Source organism: Shewanella mytili, from assembly GCF_046765975.1.
Lineage (GTDB): Bacteria > Pseudomonadota > Gammaproteobacteria > Enterobacterales > Shewanellaceae > Shewanella > Shewanella mytili.
Genome location: NZ_JBKOUD010000011.1, coordinates 61,770 through 76,341, shown reverse-complemented (window position 1 = coordinate 76,341; position 14,572 = coordinate 61,770). Strand labels below are relative to the sequence as shown.

General features: G+C 54.7%; 12 protein-coding genes. 4 read left to right on the top strand and 8 right to left on the bottom strand.

Features of this window, described 5'->3' with window-relative positions:
• Positions 1-70 precede the first annotated feature (70 nt).
• Together ompR and envZ are read left to right on the top strand one after the other, a co-directional pair.
• Positions 71-796 (top strand): osmolarity response regulator transcription factor OmpR, encoded by a 726-nt coding sequence (ompR, locus tag ACIDEJ_RS11670; RefSeq protein ID WP_411988241.1) that lies wholly within the window; start codon positions 71-73, stop codon positions 794-796.
• A complete protein-coding gene (gene envZ, locus ACIDEJ_RS11665; RefSeq protein WP_411988240.1) occupies positions 793-2,112 on the top strand; it encodes a two-component system sensor histidine kinase EnvZ in 1,320 nt (439 codons plus the stop codon). The genes ompR and envZ overlap by 4 nt, the downstream gene beginning before the upstream one ends.
• Positions 2,113-2,126: 14 nt before the next feature.
• On the opposite strand, the gene ACIDEJ_RS11660 is transcribed toward envZ, so the two are convergent.
• Genes ACIDEJ_RS11660 through ACIDEJ_RS11650 form a run of 3 tightly spaced genes read right to left on the bottom strand, consistent with a single transcriptional unit; the run spans position 2,127 to position 3,962 of the window.
• Positions 2,127-2,600 (bottom strand): peroxiredoxin, encoded by a 474-nt coding sequence (locus ACIDEJ_RS11660; RefSeq protein ID WP_411988239.1) that lies wholly within the window; start codon positions 2,598-2,600, stop codon positions 2,127-2,129.
• Positions 2,601-2,630: 30 nt separating this feature from the next.
• Entirely contained in the window at positions 2,631-3,152 is a 522-nt protein-coding gene (locus ACIDEJ_RS11655; protein ID WP_411988238.1) for a DUF2937 family protein, read from the bottom strand.
• Between the two features lie 30 nt (positions 3,153-3,182).
• Entirely contained in the window at positions 3,183-3,962 is a 780-nt protein-coding gene (locus tag ACIDEJ_RS11650; protein WP_411988281.1) for a class I SAM-dependent methyltransferase, read from the bottom strand.
• A 111-nt stretch (positions 3,963-4,073) separates the two neighbouring features.
• Between ACIDEJ_RS11650 and ACIDEJ_RS11645 the strand changes: the two genes are divergently transcribed.
• Positions 4,074-4,913 carry a 23S rRNA (adenine(2030)-N(6))-methyltransferase RlmJ gene (locus ACIDEJ_RS11645; RefSeq protein WP_411988237.1) on the top strand — a complete coding sequence of 280 codons (840 nt, stop codon included), beginning with the start codon at positions 4,074-4,076 and terminating at the stop codon, positions 4,911-4,913.
• 1 nt (position 4,914) lies between these two features.
• Here the strand turns inward: ACIDEJ_RS11645 and ACIDEJ_RS11640 are convergent, their stop codons facing one another.
• The 3 genes from ACIDEJ_RS11640 to ACIDEJ_RS11630 all read right to left on the bottom strand — a co-directional run bounded on the left by ACIDEJ_RS11640 (position 4,915) and on the right by ACIDEJ_RS11630 (position 10,551).
• Complete coding sequence (locus ACIDEJ_RS11640; protein ID WP_411988236.1) at positions 4,915-5,589, bottom strand: lytic transglycosylase domain-containing protein; 675 nt, start codon at positions 5,587-5,589, stop codon at positions 4,915-4,917.
• A 677-nt stretch (positions 5,590-6,266) separates the two neighbouring features.
• Entirely contained in the window at positions 6,267-9,395 is a 3,129-nt protein-coding gene (locus ACIDEJ_RS11635) for an efflux RND transporter permease subunit (RefSeq protein ID WP_411988235.1), read from the bottom strand.
• Between the two features lie 13 nt (positions 9,396-9,408).
• Positions 9,409-10,551 (bottom strand): efflux RND transporter periplasmic adaptor subunit, encoded by a 1,143-nt coding sequence (locus tag ACIDEJ_RS11630; protein WP_411988234.1) that lies wholly within the window; start codon positions 10,549-10,551, stop codon positions 9,409-9,411.
• A gap of 416 nt (positions 10,552-10,967) precedes the next feature.
• Here ACIDEJ_RS11630 and ACIDEJ_RS11625 point away from each other — a divergent pair, with 416 nt between their 5' ends.
• Positions 10,968-12,002 (top strand): LysR family transcriptional regulator, encoded by a 1,035-nt coding sequence (locus ACIDEJ_RS11625; protein WP_411988233.1) that lies wholly within the window; start codon positions 10,968-10,970, stop codon positions 12,000-12,002.
• A gap of 37 nt (positions 12,003-12,039) precedes the next feature.
• Here the strand turns inward: ACIDEJ_RS11625 and ACIDEJ_RS11620 are convergent, their stop codons facing one another.
• Both ACIDEJ_RS11620 and ACIDEJ_RS11615 read right to left on the bottom strand, forming a co-directional pair.
• Positions 12,040-12,699: a 7-cyano-7-deazaguanine/7-aminomethyl-7-deazaguanine transporter gene (locus ACIDEJ_RS11620; protein WP_411988232.1), complete on the bottom strand. Its 660-nt coding sequence runs from the start codon at positions 12,697-12,699 to the stop codon at positions 12,040-12,042.
• Between the two features lie 101 nt (positions 12,700-12,800).
• Positions 12,801-14,159 (bottom strand): isochorismate synthase, encoded by a 1,359-nt coding sequence (locus ACIDEJ_RS11615; RefSeq protein ID WP_411988231.1) that lies wholly within the window; start codon positions 14,157-14,159, stop codon positions 12,801-12,803.
• Positions 14,160-14,572: the final 413 nt, after the last annotated feature.

Below are 14,572 nucleotides of genomic sequence, written 5' to 3'. Positions count from 1 at the left end.
CGGTTACTATGGAGCAACCTCAGGCCTGACGCCGTTTTGCGGGCTTTCGTTTGCTTTAAGGAACTCTCCCATGGGACAAGAAACTTCCAAAATTCTGGTGGTTGACGATGATATGAGGCTAAGGGCCTTATTGGAGCGTTATCTGGTGGAACAGGGATTTCAGGTGCGCAGTGCCGCCAATGCCGAGCAGATGGATCGCTTGCTGGAACGGGAAAATTTTCACCTGTTGGTGCTGGATTTGATGTTGCCCGGCGAAGACGGCCTGTCCATCTGCCGCCGCCTGCGGCAACAGGGCAGCAACTTGCCCATTGTGATGCTTACCGCCAAAGGGGATGAAGTTGACCGGATTATCGGGTTGGAACTGGGGGCAGACGATTATCTGCCAAAACCGTTCAACCCCCGGGAATTGCTGGCCCGCATCAAGGCGGTGATGCGCCGTCAGACACAGGAGATCCCCGGTGCTCCTTCCCAGCAGGAAGCGTTGGTGGAGTTTGGCGAGTTCAGCCTGAACCTGGCCACCCGCGAGATGTACCACAATGATGAGTCCATCGCGCTGACCAGCGGTGAATTTGCCGTGCTTAAAGTGCTGGTGACCCATCCCCGGGAGCCCTTGTCCCGGGACAAACTGATGAACCTGGCCCGGGGGCGGGATTACTCGGCGCTGGAGCGTTCCATTGACGTGCAGGTGTCGCGCCTGCGGCGCCTGATTGAGAAAGATCCTGCCAATCCCCGTTATATCCAGACCGTGTGGGGCCTGGGGTATGTGTTTGTGCCGGACGGTGCGCAGCGCAAATGAAGCTTCGCTGGTGGCAACGGCTGCTGCCGCGCAGTGCTTTTAGCCAAACGGTGATGCTGATTGGCTGCTTGCTGCTGATTAACCAGCTGGTGTCTTACCTTACGGTGACGGTTTATTTCATCAAGCCCAGCTACCAGCAGATTAACCAGTTGATCGCCCGCCAAATCAATTTGCTGTTTGCTGACGGCGTGGATATCGGCCGCGAGCACCTGACCATGGTGGATGCGCTTAACGCCAAGGTGCACGGCGACGAAATGCAGGTATACAACCAGCAACAAGCCCGGGAAGCGGGCATTGAAAGCACCACTTACTACGGGTTTTTATCCAGCCAGATGTCCCAGTATCTGGGAGGTGAGGCCGAAGTGCGGATTTCCCAGCATGATAACGGCCTGCAGATTTGGATCCGCCCCCCCCAGGCGCCATCGGTATGGATTAACGTGCCGCTGAACAGCTGGAATGAAAACGCCCTGTCTCCGCTGAACCTGTATCTGCTGGTTATCGGGGCCTTGAGCGTGGCCGGTGGCTGGTGGTTTGCCCGGCAGCAAAACCGGCCGTTACGGCGCTTGCAAAAAGCGGCCATGGCCGTGTCTCGCGGGGATTTCCCCGATCCTTTACCCCTCAGTGGCTCCTCCGAGATTATTGAAGTGACCAGCACCTTCAACAAAATGGCGCAAAGCATGAAACAGCTGGAGCAGGACCGGGCACTGTTGATGGCGGGAATTTCCCATGACTTGCGTACGCCACTGACCCGCATTCGTCTGGCATCGGAGATGATGGCCGCAGAAGATGCTTACCTGCAGGAAGGCATGATTAATGACATTGAGGACATGGATGCCATCATCAATCAGTTTATTGCCTATATCCGCCAGGATCAGCAGCCCCATGAATCGGCCCAGATTAACCAGCTCATTGAAGATGTGGTGCAGCTGGAGGCCAAACGCACGCAAGGCATTGAACTGCAGCTGACGGCAGACTGCCCGTTGATGGAGATGAATGTGATTGCCATTAAGCGGGTGGTGGCCAATCTGCTGGAAAATGCCCGGCGTTACGGCAATGGCTGGATCTGCGTCAAATCCGGCTGGGATAAGCACTGGGTGCATTTTTGTGTGGAAGATAACGGGCCGGGGATCCGCCCGGAGCAGATACCGCAGTTGTTTCAGCCTTTTACCCAGGGCGATAGCGCCCGGGGCAGTGTTGGCTCAGGGTTGGGGCTGGCCATTATCAAGCGCATTGTGGAGCGCCATCAAGGGCAGATACTGCTGGAAAACCGCCCCCAGGGTGGCTTGCGCGCCACCGTGAAGCTGCCCCGGGAATAACATCACCGTATGGTTTACAGCGCTGCCAGCATGGTGCGGGCATCGCTGATTTCAAAGGCTTTGGGGGCTTCCACATTTAGCAGGGTCACCACACCATCCTCTACCAGCATGGCATAGCGGCGAGAGCGCAGGCCGCCAAAACTGCCCGTATCAAACTCCAGCCCCAGCGCCTTGGTAAAGGCGCCATTGCCATCTGCCAGCATCATGATTTCAGAGGCATTCTGATCATCCCCCCAGGCTTTCATCACAAAGGCATCATTCACTGCCAGGCAGATGATAAGCTCGACGCCACGGGCCTTGAACTCGTCCGCCAGCGCCACATAACCCGGCAGATGGGCATTGGAGCAAGTGGGGGTAAAGGCGCCTGGCACGGCAAACATGACCGCTTTTTTCTTGGCAAACAGCTCCCGGACCTGATGTTCCACCATGCCGTCTGCTGTGAGTTCACTGAGCGTACCTTCCGGTAACCGTTGACCTTGTGCAATCATAACGCGAGTCCTTGTGTAAGTTGTGGATGTTCATTGTGGTTGGGGCCGGCGCCACGGCCAGCGCAACATGCACCATAACAAGCCCAGCAGGGCTTCTGTCGCCATTGCCAGCAGCAAGCCACTGAGCAGGCCAAAGGCCATGGCATCGGGTTTCAGTAACACGTTGTGGCTGTAATGCTGCCAGACTTCCCGGCGAATGTCCGCCAAAGGATGCAGCAACAGCTCACTATAAGGGCTGTAGGCATTGCGCTGGAACCGTTGCAGGGCATCCTGCAGCAAGTAACGACGCTGTGCCATGCTGCTGAGGTTGTCACCTCCGGCATTGAATATCGGGTCGTTGCTGGCGGCATAATGGGCAATCAACTGCTCCAGATTACCGCCAAAGTAGCGCTCGGCATCCGCTTGAAACCCCGCCAGCTGGCGGTTGGCCTCGGCCAGGTGGGCCTGCAGGCTTTTACCGTACTGATCCACAAATCCCGGGATCTGCAAGCCTGCCAGGGTACCGGCAAAAAACAGCAGCAACCGCAGATAATCCCGCAGCATTGTCAGCATGAAGCACCTCCGGGCCAATGGGGTTTACCGTTACATCATGGCGGCTTTTACATAAACGTCAAAGCGATTCTTGCGGGTAGCGATAACCAGTGTGGGGGCGGTGTCATCCAGGTTTTCGGCATAATCCGGGCGTTTGACCACCACCCGTTTGTGCGCCAGCCTGAGCGCCGGTTGCAGCAAATGGGCGGCATCTTCATCGGCGCCGACCAGATGTTGAAATACCCGCATCTCCTTTTTGACCAGTGCGCTTTTGTCCCGGTGGGGATACATGGGATCCAAATACACCACGTCTATGGCCAGTTGTGCTGGCGTGAGCTGTTCCAGTGTGGTTCCCCAAGGTAACAGCTGCATCCGTTGTTGCATCCAGGTGCCGATTTCCTTATCGGCATAGGCCCGTTGCAGCCCGTCAGCCAGCAAGGCGGCTACCACGGGGTGGCGTTCAATCAGCCATACCTGACAGCCTAAGCTTGCCAGCACGAAAGCATCCCGTCCCAGCCCGGCAGTGCTGTCCAGCACCGTGGGGCTCATCCCCTGTTTCAGCCCCGCTGCTTTGGCGATTTCCTGACCCCTGCCGCCACCGAATTTGCGCCGATGGGCCACGGCGCCGGCGGTAAAATCCACATGCACGCCACCGAGTTTGGGCTCATCACGTTTCAGTAGATTCAGCATACCGTCTATCAGGGCCATTTCAAACTGCGCCTGTTCATCAAACTGCAGCTGATGCTGTGCCATCAGGGCGGCGAGTTGTGGGTGCTGCTGGTCAAAATAGACGGCGGTTACGGGTGATTTCAAAACGGTTCTCGGGATCATCAGGGGTAGCGGCATTATGCCAAAGCCCGTCGGTGGGTGATACTCTCCTTTGGGTGCTTTTTAGCGCAATGAATCTTATAATGCCGCCTCTTTGACATGTTGGAAATCGTTATGCTCAGTTATCGTCACGGATACCACGCCGGCAACTATGCGGATGTGCTGAAACATGCAGTGTTGTTGCAAGCGCTGGCCCTGTTGCAAAAAAAAGAGAAAGGGCTGGTGTATATCGACACCCACGCCGGTGCGGGTGGCTATAGCCTGAGTGATGAATTTGCCGAAAAAACCGGAGAGTTCCATGACGGCATCGGCCGTCTTTGGCAACAGCAATCACTGCCTGACAGCCTGCAAGCCTACCTGGACAATGTGCGCCATTTTAATGAAGAGCAAGATGAACTGGCCTTTTATCCCGGCTCTCCGGCGCTGGTAGACATGAATTTGCGGCCACAGGATAGGATGTTGATCCATGAGCTGCATCCGTCGGATCAACAGTTGCTGGCCGAGTATTTTGGCAATGACCCGCAGGTGAAACTGGTGGCCGGCGACGGCCTTAAAGGCCTGTTGGCCGCATTGCCGCCCAAAGAGCGGCGCGGGCTCATCCTGATTGACCCCAGTTATGAAATCAAGACCGACTACACGCTGGTGGCCGACACCCTGATAAAGGCTCACCGCAAGTTTGCCACCGGAGTGTACATGCTGTGGTATCCGGTGGTGCATCGTCAGCAGACCGAAGCCATGCTGCAGCGTCTGAAAGAGAGCGGCATCCGTCGCCAGTTGCGCATCGAGCAACGCGTATTGCCAGACTCCGATGAATTTGGCATGACCGCTGCCGGATTGTGGATTATCAATCCGCCATGGCAACTGGATGACATTGCCCGGGATATGCTGGCCAGCTTACAGCCGCTTCTGGGGGCTGATGGCGATTATCAGGTGACATGGGAAGTGGCGGAGTGATTCAGCTGGCGCGGTAACGCTGCAGTAAAATCTGTACCCGCTCCACATAGGCTTTGGTTTCCGCAAAGGGCGGAATGCCGTTGTGGCGTGCCACATTGCTGGGGCCGGCATTATAGGCGGCGCAGGCAAGGCTGATGTTGCCCTTGAAACGCTGCAGCATCTGGGACAGGTAGCGACTGCCCGCATCAATGTTTTCACTGACGGAAAACGCGTTTTTCACCCCCAGTGCCTGAGCAGTTTGCGGCATCAGCTGCATTAAACCCATGGCGCCGCTGCGGGATTTGGCCGAGGCATCAAAGGCCGACTCCGCATGGATAACCGCCCGGATAAGCGCAGGCTCCAGCTGGTAATGTTTGGCGGCTTTGGCAATTTCTGTTTGGTAATTGCGGCGAAACAGTGGTGTTTGGTACCAATTGATGGTTGAGGCGGGATCGCAGGCGTAGCAGTCAAACAACAGCACATCATAACGGCCGGCAAGGGGAATGCGATCACTAAAACGGGTGATGCCGTTACTGTGGGAGCGATAGACCTTTTCCTGGTTTTTTGGCGTTTTTGGCGCATGGGCCAAGGGGTCATGGGCAATAATCACCCGCACGGCCGGGGCGTCGGCGCTGTGGCCGGCAGGGCTTAAACATAACAGCAATGACATGAGTGTCAGTAGTGATAGCCTTGGCATGGTGCTCCGGATAAGCTGTTGTCTTTTTTATCATAGCAAAAGTGTTATCGGCAGCGTTTCTATTTCCCTGAAACCCGCTTGAACTCCGCATTATCGCAAGCTCAATAAAACGGCATATTTTGACTCATCCTGATTAAAAACGGCTGTTTTTGACGTATAAACAAGTGATTTTAACAATCACGCATCAAAAAGTGTAATTTCTTGTATAAATGTTAACTTTTTGTTGGCTGTTAAATCATATCTATTTGATTCTTTTAAATAATAATGATATTAGCGCAGGTGAACAAATCAGCTATTGGTAAATCAACCTATAAAATGTGGGATTAAATGGCCTGATTGATGAGGGAATATGGCTACCTGGTATTTATCCCATCGGATTTGCTGATTGTTGCCCACTCACTGTTCAGCTTTTGTTCAGTGGACACAAGGTAAATTGGCACTGTTACATGGTTTAGGTTAGAGCGATTAGTTCATAGTTTGCCTTTTAGACCCTCCCCCAGGGTCTATTTTTTTGCCTTTTTTTCACCCTATAATCCCCCGGGATTTTCGATTGTCCGTAATCCTGTTTCTCCCATGATGCCGGGTGTTGCCCTTAATGAAAAGCCCTCCGCCGGTGATGACCGTGGAGGGCTTTTTGTCACAGGCACTCAATCCATGCCCGTTTAGGTCAAGGATGCTTACTGCTTATGCGGCTCTTGGGGCAAGGCATGCTCCCGTTTGCTGAACAGGCGCTCCACCACCATAAAGAATGCCGGGATAAAGAAAATCCCCAGGAAGGTGGAGCTTATCATCCCCCCTAGTACCCCGGTACCAATGGCGTGTTGGCTGCCAGAGCCAGCACCGGTACTGACGGCCAGAGGAACCACACCCAAGCCGAAGGCCAGGGAGGTCATCAAGATGGGGCGTAACCGCACCCGCACTGCATGCAGGGTGGCCTCAATCAGTCCGGCACCTTTTTCGTAGTATTCCTTGGCAAATTCCACAATCAGAATGGCGTTTTTGGTGGCCAGCCCCACGGTGGTCAGCAATCCCACCTGGAAGAATACATCGTTGGACAAACCGCGGCCGTTCATGGCCAGCAGCGCCCCGATAACCCCAAGTGGCACAACCAGAATGACGGCAATGGGTACGGACCAGCTTTCATATAACGCCGCCAGTACCAGGAACACCACCAGCAGGGACAAGGCATACAGCTGCGGTGCCTGGTTGCCGGAGAGCCGTTCCTCGTAAGAGATGCCGTTCCACGCCAGCCCGAAGCCCGGTGGTAACTGCTGTGCCAGTTGTTCCATAGTGTCCATGGCTTCCCCGGTGCTGAATCCCGGTGCGGCAGAGCCCTGAATGTTTACGGCTGACAGCCCGTTAAAGCGTTCCAGACGGGGCGAGCCGTACTCCCAGTGGCCGGTGGCAAATGCGGAAAATGGTACCATTTCACCGGCGCTGTTGCGCACATACCATTTGTCCAAATCGTCAGGTTGCATGCGGTATCTAGCTTCACCTTGCACGTAAACCTTTTTCACGCGGCCACGGTCGATGAAGTCATTCACATAGGCGCCGCCCCAGGCGGTGGCCAGCGTGCTGTTAACACTGCTGATATCCACGCCCAATGCCTTGAGTTTCTCGTAATCCACATCCAGCTGATAGAGGGGCGAGTCTTCCTGACCATTGGGGCGAACCGCCATGAGTTTGGGGTTCTGTGCCGCCATGCCCAGTAACTGGTTTCTGGCCTGGATGAGTTTGTCATGGCCCTGCCCGGTAAGATCCTGCAGGTACATGTCAAAGCCGTTGGCCGTACCCAGCTCCAGCACTGCCGGGGGCACAAAGGCAAAGACCATGGCTTCCTTGTATTGGGAAAATGCGGCCATGGAGCGACCCACAATGGACTGCACATCCTCTCCGGGACCAGTACGTTCCGACCAGTCTTTCAGGCTGACGAATGCCATTCCCATGTTTTGTCCCTGTCCGGCAAAGCTGAAGCCCGCTACGGTAAAGACGGATTTCACCCCGGCTTCGGTTTGGAACTGGGCCGATACCTTTTTAAGGACGTTTTCGGTGCTTTCCTGGGAGGAGTTCGGTGGCAGGATGGTCATCGACATCAACATGCCCTGATCTTCATCAGGCAGGAAGGCGGTAGGCATGCGGGTGAACATCCAGGCAACCACCCCCACCAGCAAGGCATAAATCAGCATCATCCTGAAGGAGCGGCGCAAAATCTTGGCCACGCTGGCTTCATAACCTGAGGTAAAGCGTTCAAAACCGCGGTTGAACCAGCCAAAAAAGCCTTTCTGGGTGTGCAGCTCACCTTTGTGGATGGGTTTTAACATGGTGGCACAAAGTGCCGGGGTGAGCACAATCGCCACAATCACCGACAACGCCATGGCCGATACGATGGTGATGGAGAACTGGCGGTAAATCACCCCGGTGGAGCCGGACATGAAGGCCATTGGCACAAATACGGCCGACAGGGTGGCACCAATCCCGATAAGGGCGCCGGTAATCTGTCCCATGGATTTTTTGGTGGCCTCTTTGGGGCCCAATCCCTCTTCCGCCATGACCCGCTCAACGTTTTCCACCACCACAATGGCATCATCCACCAGCAAACCGATGGCCAGTACCATGGCAAACATGGTGAGGGTGTTGATGCTGTAGCCGGCAAAAGAGAGCACGGCAAAGGTGCCCAGCAATACGACCGGTACCGCAATGGTGGGAATCAATGTGGCGCGAAAGTTCTGCAAGAACAAGTACATGATGACGAACACCAGCACAATCGCTTCCAGCAGGGTGTGCACTACGCCCTCAATGGATTTTTTCACGAAGGGGGTGGAGTCATAGGGGTAGATAATCTGCAACCCCTGGGGGAAGGTGGGGCGCAGGTCTTCCAGTTTGGCGCGAACCGCTTCGGCGGTATCCAGCGCATTGGCACCTGTGGCCAGACTGATGGCCAAACCGCTGGCCGGCTGCCCGTTATACAGGGACGACACGTTATAGCTTTCTGCACCGAGCTCAACCCGTGCCACATCGGCCAGATACACGTTGGCGCCGCTGTCGCTGGATTTCAAAATGATCTGCCGGAACTGCTCTGGGGTTTGCAGGCGGCTCTGGGCGGTAATGGTGGCATTCAACTGCTGGCCTTTAACAGCCGGAGCTCCGCCAAACTGGCCGGCGGCCACTTGGGCATTTTGCGCCTTGATGGCTGTTACCACATCCGCGGTGGTCAGGTTGTATTGGGTCAGTTTCAGCGGATCGAGCCAGATGCGCATGGCATACTGGGCGCCAAACAGCCGGGTTTCCCCTACGCCCGCCACACGGCTGAGGGGATCCTTGATGGTGGAGCCGATAAAGTCGGCAATATCCGCCTTATTCATGCTGCCATCGGTGGAAATAAATCCCACCACCATCAAAAAGCCGGAGGTGGATTTGTTTACCCGCACCCCTTGTGCCTGCACTTCCTGGGGCAGCAAGGTCATGGCGGTTTGCAGCTTGTTTTGCACCTGAACCTGGGCAATGTCCGCATCGGCCTCGGTATTGAAGGTGATGGTGAGCTGGGCGTTGCCAAAGCTGTCACTGGTGGAGGTGATGTAACGCATGTGATCGAGCCCGGTCATGCTTTGCTCGATAATCTGCGTGACTGAATCCTCCACCGTTTGCGCTGACGCGCCAGGATAGTTGGCCGATACCACTACGGTGGGTGGCGCAATCTTGGGGTATTGGGATACCGGTAGGGATTTGAGCGCCAGCACCCCCGCCAGCATTAAGAGGATTGCAATCACCCAGGCAAAGATGGGGCGATCAATAAAGAAACGTGCCATAAATTCCGCCCTGTTATTGCTGGATTGAAGTTGAAATCACTTTTGCGCTTACCGGTGCACCCGGACGGATTTTTTGCAGGCCTTGCACAATCAGCTGATCGCCTTCCTTAAGGCCATGGGTGATGCGCCACTGGTTGTCAATGCTCTGGGCCGTGGTGACAATGCGGGCCTCCACCTGGCTTTGGTCATTGACCACCATGGCCACTGCCTGACCCTGATTATTGCGGGTGATGGCTTTTTGCGGTACCAGAATCGCCTTGGGATCCGTGCCCATGTTCACAATGGCCCGCACATACATGCCGGGCAACAGCAAGCCATCCGGATTGGGAAACTCGGCGCGCATGGTGACAGAACCAGTGGTTTTATCCACACTCACCTCGGCAAATTTCAGTACGCCTTCGTGGGCATATTCCCGGCCGTCTTCCAGTATCAGTTTGACCTTGGGGCTGTCGTTTCTCTGGAGCTTGCCGGATTGCAGGTTGGCTTTTAACTGCAGCATCTGGGCACTGGACTGCACAATATCCACTTTAATGGGGTCCAATTGCTGAATGGTGGCCAGAGCGGTGGCCTGATTGGCCGTGACCAGGGCGCCGGGGGTGACGCTGGATTTCCCCACATGGCCGGCAATGGGCGCTTTCACCGCAGTGTAGTTAAGATTGATGTTGGCGGTGTTCAATGCCGCTTTGGCCATTTGCACCGCCGCTTGTGCCTGCTTGTATGTGGCTTCGGCGGTATCAAAATCTGCCTGACTGATGAAATTGCTGCCAAGCAGTGCCTGATAGCGCTTGTAGGTGGCCGTGGCGGCCGCCAGTTTGGCCTGGGTATTGGCCAGTTCGGCTTGGGCATTTTGCACGCTGGCCTGATAAGTGGCCGGGTCAATCTGGTATAAGGACTGCCCCTGCTTTACATAACCGCCTTCAGTAAAGTTCTGCTTGAGAATGATGCCGCTGACCTGGGGCCGCACTTCCGCCTCCAGATAGGCTTTGCTGCGCCCGGGCAACACGGTGGTTAACTCTTGCACCACGGTTTTGACAGGAGATACGCCCACTTCTATGGCCGGACTCGTGGGCTGTTGTGCCTGACTCGCTTCTGCACCGCAGGCGTTGAGCCATAACGCCATACTTATAATTGAGGCAACTTTTAATATCTGCCGCATGAGAACTCCTATCAATAGTCGACTTGTCCGGGATGTGGGCGCTGTCATCGGTGTGTTGATGCGCCCATGGCCATTCCGCCGGTTGTCTGCATCCTTGTGCAGGTGACCATTATTAACAAGTGCGAATAAAAGGGAAAATTTAAAATGGTAAAATTTCATTAAAGTGTCAGGTTTTCGGGCCATTCACCCAGGCAATGGCACTGCATTGCCCATTTTTTGGGATAACCCACCTTCATCATCTTATTTTGCATCCCGATGACAATACCGGCCCACACCACTGTTCCAGACGGCATTCAAGGGACTTTGCCTTGTAAAAGTGGTTGGCTTGGCAGCACAAGGCCAGTTATTCTACAACTGTGACATTAAATTTATTAGTCATTAAATAATCCACTCACTGTTGCATAGGTGAAACAATAATGGATCTTAACCGGATACAGATTTTTGCCCAGGTGGTGGAGCAGGGAAGCTTTACCGGCGCGGCAAAAGCCTTGGGGCTCACTAAAACCACCGTCAGCCGCAAAGTGGCCGACTTGGAAAAGCAAACCGGGGTGCAGTTGCTGTTTCGCACCACGCGGGCGTTGCGTTTAACCGAAGCCGGCTCCGAGTATTACAACAAAATCACCAAGATTCTGCTGGATTTGGAAAATGCCGAGGCCCAGCTCAGCGCCAGCCAAGAGCGGGTGAAAGGCAATTTGCATGTGGTGTGCCCTTTTGAAATGGGGCAATTGTTCATGGGGCCGGTATTTGCCAGTTTTCTGGAGTCCTATCCGGATATCTGCATTGAAACCGAACTCAGTAACCGCAAGGTGGACTTGATTGGTGAAGGCATTGATATTTTGTTTCACGTGGGGCTGATAGACGATGCCCGCCTGAAAACCTACAGGCTGTTCAACACCTCCACCATGCTGGTGGCCAGCCCGGATTATATTGCCCGTTTTGGCCGGCCCCAGCGCCCGGAAGAGTTGTGGAAACACAAATACATCGACCTTTACACTTCGCTGGCCAAGCTGCCATCAGATGGCCAGTTCCGCATTTTTGACGGACAGCAGTGGCAGAGCATCAAGCCCAAAATCCAGTTCCGGGTGAATAACATCACCCTTGCCCGGGAGGTGGCCATTGCCGGCTTGGGCATTGCCGCCCTGCCGCCAATGATTGTGGAAACGGCCATCCAAAACGGTGAGCTGGTGCCTTTGCTGGAAGATTTCCCCATGGAGCACAACGTGCTGGCGGTCTCTTTCCCCAAACGGGCATATTTACCACGCAAGTACATTATTTTCATAGACTTTGTTTATCAGGTGCTGTTTCGTTACAAAGCGGACGAATTGTTGGAAAAACCGGAATTCGTGCACTTTGATGACGAGAAGCAAAACCGCTGCAAGGCCGATGAATACGTTTGTGCCGGGGCGGAGTCCAACGCCTTGAGCCAAAGAATTAAAGCCGCGTTGGCATAAGGCGCGTCAATCAGGGGCGCTAGGCGCCCTTGATGCATCAGGAAAAGCGGGTCTGGGCGCCGGCATCCAGGATCCAGTCCTGCAAATAGCGCAGCAATACACCGTAAGCGGGTAAAAACAGCGCAAAGCTAATCAGCAGTTTGAAGCTGTAATCCACCGCGGCAATTTCTGGCCAGTGGCTGGCCATAAAATCGTTGCTGGAGGCATAAAACGCCACGCTGAAAAAAATCAGGGTGTCAATCAGATTGCCAAATACGGTGGAGGCAGACGGTGCCACCCACCAGGCATATTTGGCGCGAATGGCGGCAAACACCTTGATGTCCATCAGCTGTCCCATCAGGTAGGCGGCAAAGCTGGCAAAGGCGATGCGAAATACCACATCGTTACCGTTGCCAAGTGCCGCAATTCCCTGGAATTGCCCGTCATGAAACAGCACGCCTATCACGTAAGAAACGCCCAGCGCCGGTAACATGGCAAAAAAGATTATCCGCCTGGCAGCATGTTGGCCAAAGATGCGCACCGTCAGATCCGTGGCCAGATATACAAACGGAAAACTGAAAGCACCCCAGGTGGTATGCAAGCCGAAGATTTGAAACGGTAACTGCACCAGATAGTTACTGGCGGTGATAATCAGGATGTGAAAGCTGACAAGCAGCCATAACGCGCGTTTTATCTGCGCGGGAGTCAATAACAGCATATGAAGCCTTTTTGGTTGGTTACGCGGGGTGAGGGAACCCGCTCTGCCCGTACTATCGGACGGGCGCACATTATAGACGGCAGTGTGCAGATTACAAGGGCTTAGAAATCCACCAGAATCGACATGATGGTTGCCAGCTTGTTTTCCAGCTCCTGCCACTCCAATGCGGGATCCGAGCCGGTAAGAATGCCGGCACCGGCAAACAGGTTGATGCAGCCCGGTTCGAGCAACGCACTGCGAATGGCCACGGCAAACTCGCTCAGCTCCGAACTCAAAAAGCCGCAGGTGCCGGCGTACCAGCCCCGGTTGTATCCCTCATGGGCGGCGATGTAATCCAGCGCCGAGGCTTTGGGAAAACCGCCCACTGCCGGGGTGGGGTGCAGCGACTGCAACAGCTGGAAATCGCAAATCTCCGGCCGCAAATGGGCTTTAATCACCCGGTGCAGATGCTGGATATGATTGAGCTTGAAGACTTTCAGCGGTTCGTCCGCATTTACCCGGGCGCTCAGCGGCGTCAGTTCCGACACAATGTGAGTGCCCACAAACTGGTTTTCATGGCTGTTTTTATGATCATCGAGCAGCTGCTGCGCCAGCTGTTCATCTTCCTCTGGGGTGAGCCCCCGCACGGTGGTGCCCGCTAGCGCTTCGGTGACCAGCTGGTCTTGCTGACGACGATAAAGGCGTTCAGGGGTGCAGGAGATGAAACTGTGTTTGGCACTGAACTGGAAGCCAAACTGGAAACTGGTGGGATTGCGCCCTTGCCAGCATGCCAGCACGGTCCATGGGTCCGGTGTGTCGGACACCTGCAGTTTGGTTTGCCGGGATAACACCACTTTGGGGGTTTCACGGTTGAATTCTTCCGACGTCACTTGGGTGACCAGCTGTGACCAACGGGGAAAATCCGGCATGTCGGTGCGGCTCAGCACATCGGTTTTCTGCGGCGGCGTCAAGGGCTGGGCCGGGCGCAGTTCGGCCAGCAGGGTTTGCGCGGCGCTCACCTGCTGGGCCAGTGTTTGCTCATTGAGGTTGAGGTTAACAATCAGCTGGCCACAGGTTTCACTGCGCCTTAATTCCACCCGTGGCACCAGAAAACGGGCCCGGCCGAATTCGGGCCAGGAGGCCAGTCGCCGGTCAAAGGCCACTCCGCCGTAAAATCGCACATCCGCGCTATGGGCGCATTGCCGTTGCTGCTGGTAAATCTGCAGCAGTTTGGCGTCATCCACCGCCTCGGTAAATCGTAAGTCCAGACAACTGCCAATGGCGGCAACTTCTTCGCGATGATCCCGTCCCTGCCAATAGATTTTGGGGAAGTGCTGCTGGGTTGCCAGCCATGACATTAACGGCGGAAGAGTCACCTCTTCAACCAACTGCAAAATACCCGACTGCTGGGGATGATCCAATAACTGGGAGAGCCTGTCGCTCAGAGAAATGACAGCCTTTGACAGGGATAATACAGACAAATGGTGCTCCGGAACGGTTCTACAACAACCTTGCTCGGCAGAACAGCGCCGATGATAGGAATATGCCACACAAACTAAAGTCAGGAGCCGGTACTGTCAAGTTATGGGCGGCCACAGTGTGAAATTCCACGTGATATTTATCAGTTGTTGCTTAATTGCATTTGTTGAATGTGGACATAATTACATATTGTACTGTAACAGTGCGATATATTGTCCACTCCATACCTTGAGCGTTACGTCATTTGGTTAAAATAATCGATCCTGACTGGTTTTTACTGTCGCGCTGCTTGAGGCTTTGTTATATATCCTGAAAATAGTTGGCTTATCTGGATTTATCCGTCATCTCCCATCATTTCTTCAAGCCCCTGGCTGGCGTATCCGCGCCGTGATGCGGCCCATTCGTGGCGATAACG